Origin of the sequence: Streptomyces sp. NPDC049585 (assembly GCF_040675615.1) — a bacterium.
Classification (GTDB): domain Bacteria; phylum Actinomycetota; class Actinomycetes; order Streptomycetales; family Streptomycetaceae; genus Streptomyces; species Streptomyces luteosporeus.
In genome coordinates, this window is sequence record NZ_JBFAPE010000015.1 from 122,548 (window position 1) to 139,726 (window position 17,179).

The 17,179-nt window shown below is 74.8% G+C and carries 17 protein-coding genes and 1 pseudogene; 8 read left to right on the plus strand and 10 right to left on the minus strand.

Translation table 11 applies throughout. The annotated features are described in order from the left end of the window. Nucleotides 1–6: 6 nt before the first annotated feature. Nucleotides 7–363, minus strand: a pseudogene (locus tag AB0K17_RS17790) (RNA-binding S4 domain-containing protein); the annotation flags it as partial. Nucleotides 364–512: 149 nt separating this feature from the next. On the opposite strand from AB0K17_RS17790, the gene AB0K17_RS17795 reads away from it, so the two are divergent. Then, entirely contained in the window at nt 513–1,064 is a 552-nt protein-coding gene (locus AB0K17_RS17795; protein ID WP_365983487.1) for a hypothetical protein, read from the plus strand. Nucleotides 1,065–1,073: 9 nt separating this feature from the next. On the opposite strand, the gene AB0K17_RS17800 is transcribed toward AB0K17_RS17795, so the two are convergent. Genes AB0K17_RS17800 through map form a run of 3 tightly spaced genes read right to left on the minus strand, consistent with a single transcriptional unit; the run spans nt 1,074 to nt 2,599 of the window. Continuing rightward, nucleotides 1,074–1,583, minus strand: a complete 510-nt coding sequence (locus AB0K17_RS17800) for a DM13 domain-containing protein (protein WP_365966310.1) — start codon at nt 1,581–1,583, stop codon at nt 1,074–1,076. 1 nt (nt 1,584) lies between these two features. Beyond that, nucleotides 1,585–1,797: a helix-turn-helix domain-containing protein gene (locus AB0K17_RS17805; RefSeq protein WP_365983488.1), complete on the minus strand. Its 213-nt coding sequence runs from the start codon at nt 1,795–1,797 to the stop codon at nt 1,585–1,587. Between the two features lie 34 nt (nt 1,798–1,831). Beyond that, complete coding sequence (gene map / locus AB0K17_RS17810) at nt 1,832–2,599, minus strand: type I methionyl aminopeptidase (RefSeq protein ID WP_365983489.1); 768 nt, start codon at nt 2,597–2,599, stop codon at nt 1,832–1,834. A 65-nt stretch (nt 2,600–2,664) separates the two neighbouring features. On the opposite strand from map, the gene AB0K17_RS17815 reads away from it, so the two are divergent. Next, nucleotides 2,665–2,940, plus strand: a complete 276-nt coding sequence (locus AB0K17_RS17815; RefSeq protein WP_365966312.1) for a helix-turn-helix transcriptional regulator — start codon at nt 2,665–2,667, stop codon at nt 2,938–2,940. Between the two features lie 742 nt (nt 2,941–3,682). Here AB0K17_RS17815 and AB0K17_RS17820 read toward each other — a convergent pair. Both AB0K17_RS17820 and AB0K17_RS17825 read right to left on the minus strand, forming a co-directional pair. After that, nucleotides 3,683–4,399: a phenylalanine--tRNA ligase beta subunit-related protein gene (locus tag AB0K17_RS17820; protein WP_365966314.1), complete on the minus strand. Its 717-nt coding sequence runs from the start codon at nt 4,397–4,399 to the stop codon at nt 3,683–3,685. An 83-nt stretch (nt 4,400–4,482) separates the two neighbouring features. Beyond that, nucleotides 4,483–5,463: a GlxA family transcriptional regulator gene (locus AB0K17_RS17825; RefSeq protein ID WP_365966346.1), complete on the minus strand. Its 981-nt coding sequence runs from the start codon at nt 5,461–5,463 to the stop codon at nt 4,483–4,485. A 125-nt stretch (nt 5,464–5,588) separates the two neighbouring features. Between AB0K17_RS17825 and AB0K17_RS17830 the strand changes: the two genes are divergently transcribed. After that, complete coding sequence (locus tag AB0K17_RS17830; protein WP_365983490.1) at nt 5,589–6,662, plus strand: PP2C family protein-serine/threonine phosphatase; 1,074 nt, start codon at nt 5,589–5,591, stop codon at nt 6,660–6,662. A gap of 15 nt (nt 6,663–6,677) precedes the next feature. Here AB0K17_RS17830 and AB0K17_RS17835 read toward each other — a convergent pair whose 3' ends face one another. After that, entirely contained in the window at nt 6,678–7,682 is a 1,005-nt protein-coding gene (locus AB0K17_RS17835) for an NAD-dependent epimerase/dehydratase family protein (RefSeq protein ID WP_365983491.1), read from the minus strand. 170 nt (nt 7,683–7,852) lie between these two features. On the opposite strand from AB0K17_RS17835, the gene AB0K17_RS17840 reads away from it, so the two are divergent. The 3 genes from AB0K17_RS17840 (at nt 7,853) to AB0K17_RS17850 (ending at nt 11,487) form a co-directional block, all read left to right on the plus strand. Further along, nucleotides 7,853–8,788, plus strand: a complete 936-nt coding sequence (locus tag AB0K17_RS17840; RefSeq protein WP_365983492.1) for an oxidoreductase — start codon at nt 7,853–7,855, stop codon at nt 8,786–8,788. Nucleotides 8,789–8,862: 74 nt separating this feature from the next. Continuing rightward, a complete protein-coding gene (locus AB0K17_RS17845) occupies nt 8,863–9,828 on the plus strand; it encodes a hypothetical protein (RefSeq protein ID WP_365983493.1) in 966 nt (321 codons plus the stop codon). 117 nt (nt 9,829–9,945) lie between these two features. Then, on the plus strand, nt 9,946–11,487 hold the full coding sequence (locus tag AB0K17_RS17850) for an MFS transporter (RefSeq protein ID WP_365983494.1): 1,542 nt from the start codon (nt 9,946–9,948) through the stop codon (nt 11,485–11,487). Between the two features lie 66 nt (nt 11,488–11,553). Here AB0K17_RS17850 and AB0K17_RS17855 read toward each other — a convergent pair whose 3' ends face one another. Next, nucleotides 11,554–12,120, minus strand: coding sequence for a hypothetical protein (locus AB0K17_RS17855; RefSeq protein ID WP_365983495.1), 567 nt, complete (start codon nt 12,118–12,120; stop codon nt 11,554–11,556). Between the two features lie 189 nt (nt 12,121–12,309). Further along, a complete protein-coding gene (locus AB0K17_RS17860) occupies nt 12,310–13,371 on the minus strand; it encodes a radical SAM protein (protein WP_365966321.1) in 1,062 nt (353 codons plus the stop codon). Nucleotides 13,372–13,589: 218 nt separating this feature from the next. On the opposite strand from AB0K17_RS17860, the gene AB0K17_RS17865 reads away from it, so the two are divergent. Next, a complete protein-coding gene (locus tag AB0K17_RS17865) occupies nt 13,590–15,653 on the plus strand; it encodes a GAF domain-containing sensor histidine kinase (RefSeq protein WP_365983496.1) in 2,064 nt (687 codons plus the stop codon). Further along, nucleotides 15,646–16,341, plus strand: coding sequence for a response regulator transcription factor (locus AB0K17_RS17870; RefSeq protein WP_365983497.1), 696 nt, complete (start codon nt 15,646–15,648; stop codon nt 16,339–16,341). The genes AB0K17_RS17865 and AB0K17_RS17870 overlap by 8 nt, the downstream gene beginning before the upstream one ends. A gap of 216 nt (nt 16,342–16,557) precedes the next feature. On the opposite strand, the gene AB0K17_RS17875 is transcribed toward AB0K17_RS17870, so the two are convergent. After that, on the minus strand, nt 16,558–17,166 hold the full coding sequence (locus AB0K17_RS17875) for a DsbA family protein (protein WP_365983498.1): 609 nt from the start codon (nt 17,164–17,166) through the stop codon (nt 16,558–16,560). Nucleotides 17,167–17,179 lie beyond the last annotated feature (13 nt).

Sequence of the window (17,179 nt, forward strand, 5' to 3'; positions counted from 1 at the left end):
GTGGCGTCAGTGGCCGCGCAGCTGCTGCATCTCGCGCCGGTCGCGCTTGGTCGGGCGGCCGGTGCCGCGGTCGCGTACGCCGACGGGGGCGACGGCCTCGCGGGGCGGGGGCGGCGGGCTGTTGTCCACGTAGCACTCGGCGGCGGCCGGTGCGCCGACGCGCTTGCGCACCAGTTGCCGGACGACCACGATCCGTTCGCGGCCGGCGTGCCGCAGCCGTACCTCGTCGCCGGGCTTGACCGTCTGGGCGGGCTTGGCGCGCTCGCCGTTGAGCCGGACGTGGCCGGCGCGGCAGGCGGTGGCGGCCAGCGAGCGGGTCTTCGTCAGGCGCACGGACCAGATCCAGCTGTCGATCCGTACGGCGCTCTCGTCGTTCTGCACACCCCCACTGTATGGCCGGTATGCGTCTGCGGGAGGGGCGCCCTGCGTGACGGTGATTGACTTCTGCACCGCCCCGTGCGAACTGATGACGTGTTCATATCAATCCACTCCCGTTCGAAGGGAGCACGGCGATGAACACCTCCCCCTCCACCCGAACCCCGCGCCGCGCCCGCCACGCGGCCGGCGCCGCCCTCGCCCTCGCCCTGGCGGGCGCCGGCCTGGGGCTGGGCGCCCCGCCGGCCGCGGCCGACACCGTCACCGTGGGCTACACCTGCACCGGCCCCGGCGCACCCGGCGACGTGCAGACCCTCGCCCTGACCGTGAACGCGCCGGCCAGCATCCCGCAGGGCGCCACGGCGCAGCTCACGCTGTCGGCGAGCACCAACCTGAGCGTGCCCATCGACGTGCCGGCCCGGGCCGTGACCGCTGAGCTCGACCTCGCCCTGGGCGGAGCCGCCTCCGGCACCGCGACGGCGACCGGCTTCACCAACGACCAGGCCGTCCCCAGTGGTTCCGGCGTCACCCTGACCGGCGGCACGGCCTCCGTGCAGCTGGACGCCGCCGGTACGGTCACGTTCACACCCGGCACCGCCAGGATCCACGTCTTCGGGGTGACCGTGGAGTGCGCCGTCGACGGCACCGCCCCCGTGGCCGCCAGCACCGAGGTCACCGCGGCCGGATAGGCGGGGCGCTCAGGACGGGGAGAGCGCGGCGGCGCCGAAGGAGACGTCGAAGCGGTCGCACCAGATGCTCACGCTGCGGTAGCGATGGAGGTCCAGGCCGGCGGGCAGGGCGTAGTTCTGGTCGCCCTTGTTCCCCTTCAGACTGCCGAGGTCGACGTGGGCGCCGTCGTCGAAGACGAACCAGCCGTCCCGGCCCTCCTTCACGGGGGCGTCGCTGACCAGCACCTTCAGGGCCGGGCCGTTGCTGGTGCTCAGCCCCTCCAGACGCAGGGTCCGGCTGCCGTCGGGCAACTGCAGGATCCGCACCGTGCCGCTGGTCGCGTGCTCGTGGCTGATCAGGCGGCCCGTCGCCAGCGTGCGCACGCCCGACGCCGCGGCCGGTGCGGACTCCCGCACCGTCTCGTCCACCCACAGCTTCCACGGCTGGAACCAGTAGGCGCCCAGCCCCGCCACCACCAGGGCCACGGCCAGCCCCCCGAGGACCAGTGGCCTGCTCAGCAGTCGTCGTACGCGTCCCATGTCAGTCGCCTCCCGCAGCCGTCGTGCTCTGCCCCCTCAACGGCCGGGAGGGCGAAACCACTCCCGGACCGGCGAGGCCGCCGAGGGCGGCGGCGATGCGGTCGAACCGGGTGCCGTCGAGGGAGTACAGGACGTAGGAGCCCTCGCGCCGGCTGGTCAGCAGCCCCGCCCGGGTCGTCTGCTGTACCGCATCGACTTCCCCCGCGTCGTCCACGTCCGCCGCCGACGCGACCGCCCGCTGCCCGCTGTCAGGGCAGCGTGAGGATGCGCGGGCCGTCGTCGGTGATGGCGACGGTGTGCTCGATGTGGGCCGCGCGGGCGCCGGTGGCCGTGCACAGGGTCCAGCCGTCGGGGGCGACGCGACACTCGTCGTTGCCGCCGGCGATGAGCATGGGTTCGATGGCGAGCACCAGGCCGTGCCGCAGGCGCAGGCCCCGGCCGGGCAGGCCCTGGTTGGGGACGTGGGGGTCCTCGTGCATGCGGCGGCCGATGCCGTGGCCGCCGAAGTCGGTGACCATGCCGTAGCGGGCGCCGCGGGCGACGGTGCCGATGGCATGGGAGATGTCGCCGATGCGGTTGCCGGGGACGGCGGCGGCTATGCCGGCCTCCAGTGCCCGGCGGGTGGTGGCGATCAGGGCCTCGTCCGCCGGCTCCGCGGTGCCGACGACGAAGCTGACGGCCGCGTCGCCGGCCCAGCCGTCGAGCACGGCACCGCAGTCGATGCTGACCAGGTCGCCGTCGCGCAGCCGGTAGCCGTCGGGGATGCCGTGCACGATCGCGTCGTTGACGGAGGCGCAGATGACGGCCGGGAAGGGGACGGGGGCGAAGGAGGGGCGGTAGCCGAGGAACGGCGAGGTGGCCCCGGCCCGCTTGAGCACGTCGCGAGCCGCCTCGTCGAGTGCGTTCAGGGCGACGCCCACGTCCGCCGCCTCGCGCACGGCGGCGAGCGCATGGGCGACCACGCGCCCGGCCTCCCGCATGGCCTCCAGCTCGCCGTCCGTCTTGATCTCCACCATGTCCCGGCTCCCCTCCGCACCAATTCTTATACCGGTATTAATATCACGGCATTAGTATCACGGTCATGGTGAGGACCCCTCTGACTCCCTGGGAACGGCAGCGCGGCGAGGAGCTGGGCCGGCTGCTGCGCGAGGCCCGCGGCGGTCGCAGCATGGTGGAGGTGGCGGCCCGCGCCGGGCTGTCCTCCGAGACCCTGCGGAAGATCGAGACCGGGCGGGCGCCGACGCCGGCGTTCTTCACGATCTCGGCACTGGCGCACGCCCTGGGCCTGTCGCTGGACGCCCTGGCGGAGGCGTGCGCCCACGTGCCGGATCCGGCGGGCGAGGCGATGACGGCGTAGCCGTACGGAATCGGCCTTTCGGCCGAGAAGCGGTGGGCCGGGCGCTGCCTAGCCTGGGGGCCATGTACCGGACCCGAGCCCTCGTCGGCCGGACCGCCGCCGTGCTGCGCCTGCTGGAGCAGTACGCGGACGACGGTGTCACCGGCCGCTTCGTGACCAGCACCCTGAACCTGCCCGCCCGCACCGTGCTCGACCTCCTGCTGAGCCTGGAGGCCGAGGGGCTGATCCGGCGGGACCCGCGCAGCGGCGCCTTCCGCCCGGCCCGCCCGGCGTACGCCGCCGCGCCCGCCGCGGACTGCAACGACCTGCGTTCCTGCGCCATGAACTGGGCGGACCGGCTGGCCGCGCACAGCGGCATGAGCGTGCGCCTGGCCGTGCCGCACCCGGCCGGGGCCCAGGTCGTCCACCACGTCTTCCGCCCGGACAACAGCCCGCAGCACCTGGCGACGGGTCGGCTGTGCCCGCCCGGCGGGGCCCTGGCCAGGGCGCTCGCCGCGCCGCACGACGGGCGGTACGTGTACGCCGTCGAGCCCGGCGACCCGGGCGAGGCATCCCTGGCCACCGCGCTGCCGTGCCCCGGGCCGGAACCGGCGGCCGCGGCTGTGCGTGACGGGCGCGCGCCGGACCCCGTCGGCGCAGACCCCCGGCAGCGGCCGGTACCGCACGCTCCTGCGCGAGGCGGCGACGGCGATCAGGACGGAGCTCGGGACCCCGCCGGTCCCGCGCCCCGCCTGAGCAACCGTCAGCGCACGAGGCGGGAGACGATCCTCGCCCCCGGGCTGCTGTCCAGCAGGGCCGTCGTCAGGGCGTCGCCGGCAGCGGTGAGGGCGGCGTCGTCCATCGGACCGAGGGCGTCGAGGACGAAGAAGGCCCGGGTCGTGGTGAGGGTGAGGCGGGTGCGGGTGCACTGGCGCCAGTTCCAGCGGCGGCAGGTGACGCCGGCGTCGTCGCGCCAGACGACCTCGCCGGGCGGGCAGTGCTCGACGGCACTCTCGCCGCCGGCGGTGGTCTCGAAGGACTCCTCGCCGGTGGCGCGCACCAGCCGGGCCGCGCCGGCGTAGTGGTCGAGGTCCTCGCCGCCGAGGGGGACGACGTGGGCGACGGAGACCGCGTTGTAGATGTCGGTGAGGCGGTCCACGCGCGGCAGGCCGGCGGGCACCCGGCGCAGCAGGGCCTCGACGCTGGGCCGGGTGCGCTGGGGCTTGGCGCCGAAGGCGCGGAACGCCTCGCGCCAGGCGGCGAGGTGCGGGTGGTCCTCGGGGGCGCCGCCGGCGAGGGCTGCGGCGGCGTTCTCCTCGGCGGCGGCGAGCAGCTTCTCGCTCGCGTCGTCACTGGGGCCGGGCACCAGGCCCTCGGCGGCGACGACGAGGGCGCGGTAGTCGGGCCGCAGCTCGCGCACGGCCGCATCGACGGAGACGGCCTCCAGCCAGGTCGCGAGGTCGGTGGTGACGGCTGCCATACGAAACGCTCCTCGATCAGTCTGCTGCACTCGACAGTCAAGCAGACTGTACCAACCCGTGCGAGAGCGGCCCGGGGCCGCCGTCAGCCGCGGCGGAAGCGCTCGCGGTAGGCGGCCGGGGAGACGCCCGTCTCGCGGACGAAGGCGCGGCGCATCGTCTCGACCGTGCCGAAGCCGCACTGCCCGGCGATGGTGTCGACGGTGCCGGCGGTACTCTCCAGCAGGGTGCGGGCCGCGGCGACCCGGGCGCGCTCGACGTAGGCGCCGGGGCTGATGCCGATCTGCTGGCTGAAGAGCCGGCTGAAGTGCCGCCGGCTCATCCCCAGCCGGGCCGCGAGCGCCGGGACGGACAGGTCGCCGTCGGGGTGGGCGTCGATGTCCTCGACGAGGTCGCGCAGGGCGCCGCCGCGCGGCGGGTCGCGGCGGGTCCAGGTGCTGAACTGCGACTGCCCGCCCGGGCGCTGCATGAAGACCACCAGGTGCTTGGCGACCGCACGGGCCGCCTCGGGGCCGAAGTCGTCCTCCAGCAGGGCGAGGGTGAGGTCGATGCCGGCGGTGACGCCGGCCGAGGTGAGCACGTGGCCGTCGCGCACGAAGATGGCGTCGGGCTCGACGGAGACCGCCGGGTAGGCGGCGGCCAGGTCGGCGCAGGAGGCCCAGTGCGTGGTGGCCCGGCGCCCGTCGAGCAGGCCGGCCTCGGCGAGGACGAAGGCGCCGGTGCACACGGAGCCGGTGCGCCGGGCGCCGCCGGCGAGCCGGCGGACGTGCCGGACCAGGTCGCCGTCGGAGGCGGCGACGGCGTAGCCCCGGCCGCCGGCCACGACGAGCGTGTCCGGTGGTTTGCGCACCCGGGCGAGGTCCGCCGAGACGCCGAGCCGGGTGCGGGCCGTGGTGGTGACCGGGCGGCCGCCCACCGAGGCCAGCCGCACCCGATAGCCGGGCTCCGCCTCGTACTCGGCCCGGTCGAAGACGTCCAAGGGCCCGGCCACATTGAGCAATTGCACTCCGTCGTACACGACGATCAGCACGTCGCGGGTCTCCGCCTTGCCGCTCACATCCAGCATCATCCGGGACGGTCGCGGACCCCACGGCCGAACGGGTCAACCATCACCTTTATGGAGTAATGTCCTTTTTTTTGGGCATAAGACGGTTGCGAAGGGGGGCCGGCACCCTAGGGTGGGAAACCACCATGAAGCGAGATCCCGCCCCCGTCCCGCTCCCCCGCAGCGCGCGCTCGCTCGTCATGACCGCCTACGCGCTCCTGGCCGCGGCCGTGGCCATGGACCTGGCCACCAACCCCGACCTCACCTTCTCCCCCGTGCTGGCCACCGCCCCCGTGCTCGCCAGCATCGGCACCCGGCGCCCGCGCGTCCCGCTGCTCACCGGCCTGCTGGCCCTCGCGGTCGTCGCGCCGCTGGCCCTGGCCGACCCCGAGGTCGCGCTGCCGGTCCACCTGACCGCCGCCGCCACCGTGCTCGCCATCACCTGCGTCTCCACCGCCAACGTCGTGCTGATCTCCACCAGGGAACGGCAGCTGCTGCAGACCCGCTCGGTCGCCGAGGCCGCCCAGCGCGCCCTGCTGCGCCCCGTCCCCGAGCGCATCGGGGGCCTGCGGGTCGCGGTGCGCTACGTCGCGGCCGCCGCCGAGGCCCGCGTCGGCGGCGACCTGTACGAGGTGCTGGCCACGCCGTACGGGGTGCGGATCCTCCTGGGCGACGTGCGCGGCAAAGGACTCGGCGCCGTCGAGACGGCCACCGACGTGCTGGGCACCTTCCGGGAGGCGGCCCAGGTCGAGCCCGGTCTGGAGACCGTCGCCCAGCGGCTCGACGCCACCGTCGTACGGCGCCGGGCGACCGAGGAGTTCGTGACGGCCGCCCTGGTGGAGGTGCCCACCGGCGGCGGGCCCGCGCATCTGGTCAACTGCGGGCACCTGCCGCCGCTGCTGTGGCGCGGCGGGCAGGTCACCGAGGTCGAGTCGCCGGTGCCGGACCCGCCGCTGGCCCTGCGCCACCTGGTCGAAGGGCCCTGCCACCGCACCCGGTTCGGCTTCGCGCCGGGGGACGTGCTGGTGCTCTTCACCGACGGCGTGACCGAGGCCCGCGACGCCTCGGGCCAGTTCTACCCGCTGCGCGAGCGCCTGGCGGCGATGCCGCACCTGTCCCCCGACGCGCTGGCCGCCCGTCTCCTGGCCGACCTCCTCGCCTACGCGGGCGGCGCGCTCGGCGACGACGCCGCCCTCCTGGTGGTGCGCCGCGAGCGCTGACCGCGCCGGCCCTCGTCAGGACGCCGTGGTGACGCCCGTCGCCCTCAGCACCTCGGCCTCCTTGTGCGGATCCAGCCCCACGTACGGCCGGTCGGGGCGCTGCGGCGCCACGCCGCCGACCCCTTGCAGCCAGGACCAGGTGTCGGCCACGGTCTCCTCGACGGGCCGGCAGCGCAGGCCGGCGGCGAGGGCCTTGTCGACGCCGATGCGGTGGATGCCGTCGTAGAGGTCCCCCGGGGGCAGCCACACCGGCAGGTCCGTCCAGGGGCCGATGCCCGCGGCCAGGATCGGCTCCGGGTCCGTCCAGTGCAGCTCGGCCGTGCTGCCGACGGTGCGGGCACAGGCCTCCAGGAAACCGCCCATCGTGGTGTGGCCCGAGCGGCTCACCAGGTTGTACGGGCCGCCGAGGCCGCGGGAGGCGGCGTCCAGCATCCAGACGGCCAGGTCGCGGGCGTCGATGTACTGCAGGGCCGCGTCGCGCGGGCCGGGGGCCAGCACCGGGCCGCCGCGCTCCAGGCGCCCCAGCCACCACGGCAGGCGGCCGATGTTCTCGTACGGGCCGAGGATCAGCCCGGCCCGTACCAGCAACGCGCGGTCGCCGAAGTGCTCCAGGGCGGCGAGTTCGCCGCCGCGCTTGGCCTGCGCGTAGTCCACCTCGCCGGCGTCGGGCGAGCCGTCGACCAGCGGTGCGTCCTCGGCCAGGCCCGCCGCCCGCGGGTGGCGGTAGACCGAGCAGGAGGACACGTACGCGTACGTCCCCACCCGCCCCGCGAGCAGCCGTGCCGCGTCGCGCACGGCGGACGGCGCCGCGGACCAGGTGTCCACGACGGCGTCCCACTCCCCTTCCGCGAGGGCGGCGAGACCGCCCTCGGCCGTGCGGTCGCCCAGCAGGGCGCGGACCCCCTTCGGCGCCTCGTGCCGCCCGCGGTGCAGGAGCGTGACGTCCCAACCGCGCGCCAGTGCCTCTTCCGTGACAGCTCGTCCGACGAATTCCGTGCCACCCAGTACCAGAAGTTTCATGCAGGTGACCCTGCCGGGCGTACGCCGTCCGGGGGAACCCTCGCACGCTCTCGGCGGAATCGCCCAGGGCGTACAGCGCGAGCGCCGCCCCGGGCGCGCCTTCCGCCGCCGGGTGGCCGACCCGGCGGACAATACGGTCGCCGTCCACCGACCGGCCGCCGAGGAGGCGCATGCACCGCAGCTGGAGCACCGAGGACATGCCCGACCGGCAGGGCCGGCTGGCCGTGGTCACCGGAGCCACCGGGGGCATCGGCTACGTCACGGCCCGGGAGCTGGCCCGGGCGGGGGCCGAGGTGCTGGTGACCGGCCGGGACGCGGGCCGGGCGCGGCGCGCGGCGGAGCGGATGGCCGCGGAGGCGCCCGGCGTGCGGGTCCGCCCCGACCTGCTGGACCTGGCCGACCTGTCCTCGGTCGCCGGCTTCGCGCAGCGCATGGAGCACGCCGGGCGTCCGGTCGACCTGCTGGTCAACAACGCCGGGGTGATGGCGATCAGGCACCGGGAGACCAGCAAGGACGGCTTCGAGCTCACCTTCGCCACCAACCACTTGGGGCACTTCGCGCTCACCGGCCGCCTGCTGCCGTTGCTGCTGGCCGCGCGGGAGCCGCGGGTGGTGACGGTCTCCGCCTCCCTGGCCCGCAGCCCGATGGCCGAGCTGTCCGACCCGCAGAGCACGCACCGCTACCACCCCATGGCCGCGTATGCGAAGTCCAAGCTCGCCGGCGTGCTGTTCACCCTGGAGCTGCAGCGCCGCGCCGACGCGGCGGGGGCGGCGCTGGCCTGTGTGGCCGTCCACCCGGGGACGAGCATGACGGGCCTGCAGCGGCACGCGCCCGCCGTCGTACGGGCGCTGGCCCGGCTCGCGCTGAACCGGCTGATCGGCCAGCCCGTGGAGCAGGCGGCGCTGCCGGTGCTGTACGGGGCCACCGCCCCGGAGGCCGAGCCCGGCGGCTTCTACGGGCCCACCGGCCGGTTCGAGGCGCGCGGCGCGCCGGGGCCGGTGGAGCTGCCCCTGCTGGCGGGCGACGCCGAGCTGGCCCGGAACCTGTGGGAGACCTCGGAACGGCTCACCCGCGTGCGCTACCGCTGGCCGCAGCGCGACGGGTGAACTGCCGGGCGCCCAAGGGGGCGTGGCGCGAACGCCCCCTTGCCCGCCCGGGGGCGCGGCGTTGCAATGAGGCCATGACGACGGCCCGCAGCGGCAGTGGCGCATCCTCCGTGATCGGCATTCCGAAGACAGCCACCGGGTGGGACCAGGTGCGCCACGCCCTGCGCAGCCGCAGGCCGCCGCGCACCGCGGGCCTGCCCGGCGAGCCGCGCTGGCGCAGCGACTTCGTGGTGCGGCCGCAGGGCGCGCCGCGGGTGCGGCTGCAGGAGTTCGGCTACGCCCCCCACGAGCTCGGCCGCGGCCCCGGCGGCCCGGACGACGTCGCGCTGGCCGGTCCGGTGCGGCTGCTGACCCCCGAGGGCCTGGACCGCCTGGGCGAGGTCTGCGACCTGCTGGAGCCGTACGCGGGGCGCAGCCGGTTCATCGCGACGCGGCGGCTGCGCGGCGCCGACCTGCTCTCGGCGTTCGTGAACAACATGCTCCGCGACCGCGGTTTCCTGCTGGCCTGCTCGCGGCTGGCCGGGGTGCCGCTGATCCCGCACCCGCTGCGCCTGCCGACGGCGCAGATCAACTACTTCGCCGCGCGGGGCCGGCCGGAGATCGTGCGCTGGCACCGCGACGGCATGGACCATGTGCTGACGATCCAGCTGAGCGACGGCGCGGACTACGAGGGCGGGCAGTTCTTGTACTTCGCCGGGCGCACGGACGACTTCACGGGCGTACGGGACGACGATCCCCGCATCCGGCGGGCTGCGTGCGGGGAGCGGGGGGCGGCGCTGTTCCTGCACGGAAGCCGCATCTTCCACGCGGTCACGCCGGTCACCGCGGGGCGGCGCGTGACGCTGGTGCTGTCGTTCCTGTGCCCGTACTTCGCGCGGCAGGACTCCAACACCTTCTGGCACCTGGCCGCGGACGACGGGATCCCGGCGACGGTGCCGGGCTGGCTGCGGCTGAAATGGCCGGTGCGGGACGCGGCCATGGACTTCAGCCTGCGCGCCGGCAGCCCGGTGATCACCTGGGAGGACCTGCAGGAGCGCTGAGCACCGCCCCCGCGGGCCCGGTGTGCGCGTGCGGGCCCACCGGCCGATACTGGTGCCGGTCGCGCCGTCGCGCGACCGCTGCGGCTCGGGGCCCGGGAAGCGGTGAGGTGGCGTGCCATGGCACAAGGCCCCGAGGACCCCGGCGCGGCCCGCCGTCCGGCGGCGACGCCCGGCCGCTGGGCCATGCTCGCCGTGCTGTGCGCGAGCCTGCTGCTGGTGGCGATGGACGCCACCATCCTCAACGTGGCGCTGCCCTCGCTGATCACCGACCTGCAGCCCGACCCGCTGGAACAGCTGTGGATCATCGACATCTACGGGCTGGTGCTCGGCGGCCTGCTGATCACCAGCGGCGCGGTGGGCGACCGGTGGGGCCGCAAGCGGCTCTTCCTCGCCGGCTTCGTGCTGTTCGGGGTGGCGTCGGTCCTCGCCGCGACGGCGCACAGCTCGGCGCAGCTGATCGGCGGCCGGGTCCTGCTGGGCCTGGGCGGTGCGCTGGTGATGCCCTCGACGCTCTCACTGATCCGCACCATCTTCACCGACGCCCACGAACGGGCCGTGGCCATCGGCATCTGGGCCTCGGTGGCCGGGGCGGGCGCCTGCGTGGGCCCGCTGATCGGCGGCGTGCTGGTGGAGCACTTCTCCTGGCAGGCGGCCTTCTGGGTGAACGTCCCCGTCGTCGTGGCGACCGTGCCCGCCGGCATCCGGCTGCTGCCGGAGTACCGCGCCCCGCAGGCCGGACGCCTGGACTGGCCCGGCGCGCTGCTGTCCGTGGCCGGCATCGTGGCGCTGGCCTGGGGCATCAAGCACGTGGCCAAGGGCAGCACGGAGCCCGCGGACATGGGCACGCTGCTGCTCGGCGTCCTGCTGCTCGCCCTCTTCGCCCGGCACCAGACGCGGCTGGACGACCCCCTGCTGGACGTGCGGCTCTTTCGCCGCGGGCCGTTCACGGCGGCGGCGCTGGCCACGCTGCTGGCGATGCTCGCCATCGGTGCGGCGCTGTTCCTGATCTCGCTGTGGCTGCAGTACGTGCGCGGGTTCTCGCCCTCCGAGGCGGGGCTGCGCACGGTGCCCTCGGCGCTGGCGATGCTGGCCGGCTCGTTGAGCTCGCCGTGGCTGATGCACTCCCTGGGCGTGCGCGGGGTGCTGGCCGTGGGGCTCGGCGCGCTCGCCGCCGGCTTCCTGCTGCTCGCCCTGGCCCCGCAGCCCACGACGTACTCGGTGGTGGCCGTGGTGCTGGCCGCGCTGGGGCTGGGCGACGGGCTGGCCATCACGGCGTCGGCGTCCGTGCTCGTCTCCTCCGTGCCGGCGGCGCGGGCCGGGCAGGCCGGCGCGGTCTCGGAGACGTGCTACGAGCTGGGCGTGGGCCTGGGCGTGGCGCTGCTGGGCAGCATCCACGGGGCCGTCTTCACCGACCGCATGACGGCCCTGCCGCTGCGGGGGTCCGACCTGGACGAGGCGCGGGGCTCGGTGGGCGGTGCGGCGGAGGTGGCGCACCGGGTCGGCGGCGACACGGGCGCACAGGTGCGCGCGGTGGCGCGGGCGGCGTTCGACGAGGCGCTCACCACCACCGCGTACGTCTCGGCCGGCATCGTGGTGGCCGTGACGGTGCTCACGGTGTGCCTGGTGCCGCGCGGCTTCAAGGTGACGGGCGGCCACTGAGGGCCGCCCGTCACCTCCTGCGCGGGGCGCCGTGGTGGCGCGTGACGAAGATCCGCCGGACAGTCCCTAGGACTCGATGATCAGCTGGTCGAAGGCGAGGGTGTGCGTCAGGCCGCCCTCCTGCAGGCATGCGGTCGGCAGCCCGCCGGGTGCGGTCTGGATGTCCCGTTCGGCGTGGGCGCCCTGGTAGGCGCCCTTCACGACGGTTCCCACCAGGTGCACGTTGTGGGCGCCCAGCGCCCGCTCGCTGTTGCCGGCGTTGTAGCGGATCTCGGATGTACGGCCGTCGGCGAACGTGACGGTCTCCCGGCCCTGGACGGTGCCGAAGGACAGGCACGACGCGTCCGTGGCCACACCCGCGGTGCGCGAGGTGGCCGACGTGGTGTGCCCCGGCGCGTCGCTGCAGATGTACGTGCCTTCCGTTCTCACGTCGCTCGTGCGCGCGGCGAGGGTCAGACCGGGCGTGAAGGTGTTGTTCGCCTGTCCCGTGCAGCCGATGGTGACCCTCTCGTGCCCGCGGCCGTGCCCGTGGCCGCCGCCGTGGTCGTGGGCCTGTGCGGCGGGGGCGGCGATCGTCGCGCCCAGGAGCGCGATCGAGCTGAGGACGATTCCGGCACCGCGCTGACCGAACATGCACTACCCCTTCGAGAGGTCTGGTGTCCTTCGCACGCCGGGAACGGCGTGCACACAAGGCCCCTGCCTACCCTCGAAGTTGCCGTCCTCCACCTCGTACCGCACGACTTCCGCAGCCCCGCCCGTCCTCCCGCGCCACAGCGTGTGCACCCCGGCGCGCCCGTGACACCGGGGGCGTGCGCGGGCCTGTCAGAGCGCGAGGGCGGTGAACTCGGGCGGGTTGGTGCGCACCGTACGGCGGTCGATGCGCGAGCGGACCTCCTGGGACCCGAAGTGGTAGTCCATGCGGCGCACGGCGGCGGCCCAGTCCTGCATGGTGCGCACCGCGGAGAGGGTCTCGACGACGAAGGGGTCGCCGAGGCGGGCCACGCCCCGGTGCCACAGGTCCAGGGCGGACTCCTGCAGGATGTTGCCGACCGTCCCCTCGTAGACGGGCAACGCCCGTACCGCTCCGTCCGGTTCGATGTGCATCACCAGCCGGCCCGCGGTGCCGGCGAAGCGGGCCGGCCGCATGACGAGGTTCCGGTCGCCGGTGGTGCGCACCCGGACGCCCTGCGGGGCGAGCCGCTGCAGGCGCGCCCGCCAGCCGGCACTGGTGAGCCGGGCCACGGCGGCCTCGTCGAGGAGTTCCATGCGGGCGAATTCCGGGCGGCTGGCGAGACCTTCGGGAACGGCCGCGTGAAAGGTCAGCGAACGCAACTGGGAAAAGCGCGGGGCAATCGCCGTGCAGAATTCCTCCAGTTGCGGGAAATTGCTGCGCACCACCACGCAGTCGATGCCGAACCGCAGCGGCGAGCGCTGCTGCCGACGGCGCTCGCGGGCCACCCCGTCCAGCAGGGTCAGCGCGCTCAGCGCCCGGTCGAAGGAGCCGGCCCGCCCCCGGATGCGGTCGTGCACCTGTGCGGTGGCGCCGTCGAGGCTGACGACGACCTCCTCGAAGACCTCGCCGAGCTCGGCCGCCATCCACGGCTCCATGATCCAGCCGCTGGTCCACACGGCCGTCGCGACCCCGGCCCGGGTCAGCCGCCGGGCCACCTCGAAAATGCCCTCGACCAGCAGGGGTTCACCGCCGGAGAGCACCACCACCTGCGGGTGGAGCGAGATCAGCGCGTCGGCGACCCGCAGCATGTCCTCGTGGCCCAGTTGCCGCGGGGCCCGCCTGCCCGATTCCGAGCAGCAGTGCGAGCAGCGCAGGGGGCAGGCGTAGGTGGTGTCCCAGACGACCACCTCGGGACCGCAGGACACGCTCATGACTCCCTTTCCGCCGGCGGATATTTTCTTTGGATCGGCATTTCTTTGAATGGGTGGTTACCGGGATCGCGCGATCGTCTTGTCGGGCGTCCGCGCCGGTGCCGGGGCAGACGTTCATGAGTCTGCCGCGACCGTCCGGGGGCGAGTACCCCGGATTCCTCCGATCCCTCTGGGGGTTTTCCGCTATACCTTTGCGTGTGCGGGGCAGTGGCCGGGCCATGGGAATCGCCGCGTGCTGCGGCGGGCTGTGCCTGCTGTGGGCGGCGGCTGCAGGAGTGTTCCTGCTGCCTGCGCACGCCCCGGCCGACACCGTCGCCCTGCCGTGGATCCTCGGTGCCGTCCTGCCCTGCTACTGCGCCGGGGTGTTCGCCTGGTGGCACGCCCCCGCGCATCCCGTCGCCGGCCGGCTGCTGCTGACCGGCACCGCGCTGACGGCCGGCACGGCCGTCCACTACGCGGCGGCGCTGCTGACGGCCCGCCACGGCTGGGACCTCGCCGTCCCCGAGCACGGCCTGCCGCCGCTGCGGACGGCCCTGGTCGTCCTGCCCGTCCAGTGGGACATCCTCTCCGCCGGCATCCTGGTCGTCCACCTGCTGGCGCTGCTGCCCGACGGCCGCTTCCGCTTCCCCGGCGAGCGGGCCGTGCTGCGCTCGCTGTGGGCCCTGCTCGTGCTGCCCGTGGCCCTGCCGGCGGCGGGCGTGCCCGCGCGGATCGTGGAGCACGTGGTGTTCTACTACCCCGAGGCGTGGCTGCCCGGGTTCGGCGCCACCCTGCTGGTCGTGCGCTGTCTGCGGGCCCGCCGCGCCGGGCGGCGCGAGGTCGCCGTCCTGCTGCCCGTCGCCGCCGGCGCCGCCGTCCTCTTCCTGGCGCGCGCCGCCTGCCGGCTGTTCCGCTCCTGGCACGACGAGTCGGGCGTGCTGTACCTGATCGGCTCGGTGCTGGGCGCGCTGCCGTACGTCCTCGTCTCGCTGTCCGTCCTCTACGCCGCCCTGCGCCACCGGCTGCTGGGCGTCGACATCGGCCGGGCGGCGGTGCCGCGCCGCTCGGTCGTCTACGGCACGCTCTGGCTGATCATCAGCGCCTGGTACCTGGGCACCGCGATGACCCTGGGCCTGACGGCCGGCCAGTACTGTCCGATCGGGCTGTCCGTCCTCGTCGCCGTCACCGCCACCGCCCTCTTCCAGCCGGTACGGGCGCGGCTCAACCGGCTCGCCGAGCGCCGCGTCTACGGCGAGAGGCTCAGCAGCTTCGAACTGCTCGTGCAGTTCGGCAGCGCCCTGGAGCACGCCTACGACCTCAGCCGGCTGGCCCCCCAGCTCGCCGCCGGCCTGCAGCAGGGCCTCGGCCTGCACTGGGCACGGGTCCGGCTGGGCGGCGGACACCTGCCGGTGCACCTGGGCACGGCCGGCGAGCCGCAGGCCGCCCCCGGCCCGCACGGCGGCGGATACCCCCTGCGGTACGGCGACGACGTCCTGGGCGTCATCGAGTACGGGCCCAAGAACGAGGGCCGGTTCACCCCCGAGGACCACGACGTCGTCGAAACCCTCGCCCGCCAGGCCGCACTCGCCGTGCACAACGTACGCCTCGCCGCCGAACTGTCCGCCCGCGTCCGCGAGGTCCAGCGCCAGGCCGGCGAACTCGACGCCTCCCGCGCCCGCATCGTCAGCGCCCAGGACAGCGAGCGCCGGCGCATCGAACGCCGCCTCCACGACGGCATCCAGCAGGACCTCGTCGCCCTGGTCGCCAAGGTCCGCCTCGCCCGCAACCGCCTCGGCCGCGGGGGCGACGCGGATGCGGTGCTCACCGAGGTCCAGGACGACGCCTGCCGGGTCATCCACGACCTGCGCGAGGTCGCCCACGGCATCCACCCGCCCGTCCTGACCGACCAGGGCCTCGTCGCCGCCGTCACCTCGCGCGCCCGGCGCATGCCCATCCCCGTCACCGTGCACGCCGAGGAGGCCCTGGAGCGGGTGCGCTTCGCCCTCGACATCGAGGTGTCCGCCTTCTACCTCGTCTCCGAGGCCCTGACGAACGTCCTCAAACACGCCGGGGCCACCCACGTGACCATCCGCATGACCCGCTCGGAGGGCTGGCTGGTGCTCGAAGTGAGCGACGACGGAGTCGGCTTCGCCACCGACACCACCCACGGCACCGGCCTGACCGGCATGCGCGACCGGATCGAGGCCGTCGGCGGCGACCTGTGGATCACCAGCCGGGCCGGCGGCGGCACCACGATCCGCTCCCGGCTGGCCGCACGGGTGCGGGAGGAGTGCCATGACTGAACCACCCCTGCGCGTGGTCATCGCCGAGGACCACTACCTCGTACGCGAAGGCACCCGCCGACTGCTGGAGGACACCGGCGGCATCCGCGTCGTCGCCGCCGTCGGCGACGCCACCGCCCTCCTTGCGGCCGTCGCACGCCTGCGCCCCGACGCCGTCATCGCCGACATCCGCATGCCACCGGGCCACCACACCGAAGGCATCGCCGCCGCCCACGCCATCCGCGCCGCCCACCCCGGCATCGGCGTCGTCGTCCTGTCCCAGCACGCCGACGAGAACTACGCCTTCGACCTCTTCCGGCGCGGCACCGACGGCCTCGCCTACCTCCTCAAGGAACGCATCGGCGAACTCGACGAACTGCTGCGCGCCCTGCGCGAGGTCGCCGCCGGCCGCTCGGTCGTCGACCCGCGCATCGTCGAAGTCCTCATGGGCAGCCACACCCGCACCGCGGACGCACCCCTGGCCGCGCTGACCCGGCGCGAACTGGACGTGCTGCGCCACATGGCGGAGGGCAAGACGAACCGGGCCATCGCGCAGGAGCTGGTGCTGTCGGAGTCGACGATCGAGAAGCACGTCAACTCGACGTTCGCGAAACTGGGCCTGGCGGAGGAGCCACAACTCCACCGCCGCGTGAGCGCGGTCCTGGCGTACTTGCGGCATGCGCCGCGCGAAGCGCCTGCGGCGGGCTGAGCGGAAGCGCCCCGTCAGGGGCGCGGGGCCGGGCAGCGCCCCGTCAGGGGCGCGGGGAACTGCGCGATCGGCCACCGACGGCCCGCAGTTGCCACGCCACCCCGGGGCCCCGCTGCGGGCGCGTTCGCGGCTTGTCGCGCCCACGCGGCGCAGCCGCAGATCGACACCGCCCCGCGCCCCTACGGGGCGCCGTGGGCTCAGCCGCCCGCAGGGTCCCTACGCCGCGCCCAGCGCCGCCTCCACGGCGGCAGCCGTCGCGTGGCCCACGGCCAGCACCGTCACCCGGTCACCGTCGACCGCCAGCAGCGTCGGGAAGCCCTGCACCCCGTACCGCGCCGCGCGGCGGAAGTCGGCCCGCGCCTGCGCCGCCGCGTCCGGCCCGGTGAAGGCGGCCGCCACCGCCTCGGCGGACAGGCCGGCCTCCTCGGCCACCGCATGGTACGTCGCCGCCTCCGACAGGCTCAGCCCGTCCACGTAGAACGCCCGCTGCAGGGCCGCCGCCAGCTCCGCCGCCCGCTCGGGCGCGGCCGCGCGCAGGGCGGATATGCCGCGGGCGGCGGCCTCGGAGTCCATGACGAAGGAGCCGTCGGCGATCAGCCGCTCGTACGCGGGGCCGAATTCCGCGCCCGTGAGTTCGGCGATCTTGGCGTTGGCGCCCTGGACGTAGCCGAACTCGCGGATCGGCACCCGCCGGGCTCCGGTGAACAGGCCGCCGGAGACGACCTCGACCGGCAGGTCGGGGTGGCGGCGGGTGATCTCGGTCAGGGTCGGCGAGAAGCCATGGGACCAGCCGCAGTAGGCGTCGAAGACGTAGACGAGCTTCATGGGGGACCTGCCT

What these genes read in the sequence shown, in the direction of transcription:
- AB0K17_RS17865 (WP_365983496.1), top strand. Translation starts at nt 13,590, where the DNA reads ATGGGAATCGCCGCGTGCTGCGGCGGGCTGTGCCTGCTGTGGGCGGCG.
- AB0K17_RS17825 (WP_365966346.1), bottom strand. Translation starts at nt 5,463, where the DNA reads ATGCTGGATGTGAGCGGCAAGGCGGAGACCCGCGACGTGCTGATCGTC.
- AB0K17_RS17875 (WP_365983498.1), bottom strand. Translation starts at nt 17,166, where the DNA reads ATGAAGCTCGTCTACGTCTTCGACGCCTACTGCGGCTGGTCCCATGGC.
- AB0K17_RS17800 (WP_365966310.1), bottom strand. Translation starts at nt 1,583, where the DNA reads ATGGGACGCGTACGACGACTGCTGAGCAGGCCACTGGTCCTCGGGGGG.
- AB0K17_RS17850 (WP_365983494.1), top strand. Translation starts at nt 9,946, where the DNA reads ATGGCACAAGGCCCCGAGGACCCCGGCGCGGCCCGCCGTCCGGCGGCG.
- AB0K17_RS17815 (WP_365966312.1), top strand. Translation starts at nt 2,665, where the DNA reads ATGGTGAGGACCCCTCTGACTCCCTGGGAACGGCAGCGCGGCGAGGAG.
- AB0K17_RS17840 (WP_365983492.1), top strand. Translation starts at nt 7,853, where the DNA reads ATGCACCGCAGCTGGAGCACCGAGGACATGCCCGACCGGCAGGGCCGG.
- AB0K17_RS17870 (WP_365983497.1), top strand. Translation starts at nt 15,646, where the DNA reads ATGACTGAACCACCCCTGCGCGTGGTCATCGCCGAGGACCACTACCTC.
- AB0K17_RS17860 (WP_365966321.1), bottom strand. Translation starts at nt 13,371, where the DNA reads ATGAGCGTGTCCTGCGGTCCCGAGGTGGTCGTCTGGGACACCACCTAC.
- AB0K17_RS17835 (WP_365983491.1), bottom strand. Translation starts at nt 7,682, where the DNA reads ATGAAACTTCTGGTACTGGGTGGCACGGAATTCGTCGGACGAGCTGTC.
- AB0K17_RS17795 (WP_365983487.1), top strand. Translation starts at nt 513, where the DNA reads ATGAACACCTCCCCCTCCACCCGAACCCCGCGCCGCGCCCGCCACGCG.
- AB0K17_RS17820 (WP_365966314.1), bottom strand. Translation starts at nt 4,399, where the DNA reads ATGGCAGCCGTCACCACCGACCTCGCGACCTGGCTGGAGGCCGTCTCC.
- map (WP_365983489.1), bottom strand. Translation starts at nt 2,599, where the DNA reads ATGGTGGAGATCAAGACGGACGGCGAGCTGGAGGCCATGCGGGAGGCC.
- AB0K17_RS17845 (WP_365983493.1), top strand. Translation starts at nt 8,863, where the DNA reads ATGACGACGGCCCGCAGCGGCAGTGGCGCATCCTCCGTGATCGGCATT.
- AB0K17_RS17830 (WP_365983490.1), top strand. Translation starts at nt 5,589, where the DNA reads ATGAAGCGAGATCCCGCCCCCGTCCCGCTCCCCCGCAGCGCGCGCTCG.
- AB0K17_RS17855 (WP_365983495.1), bottom strand. Translation starts at nt 12,120, where the DNA reads ATGTTCGGTCAGCGCGGTGCCGGAATCGTCCTCAGCTCGATCGCGCTC.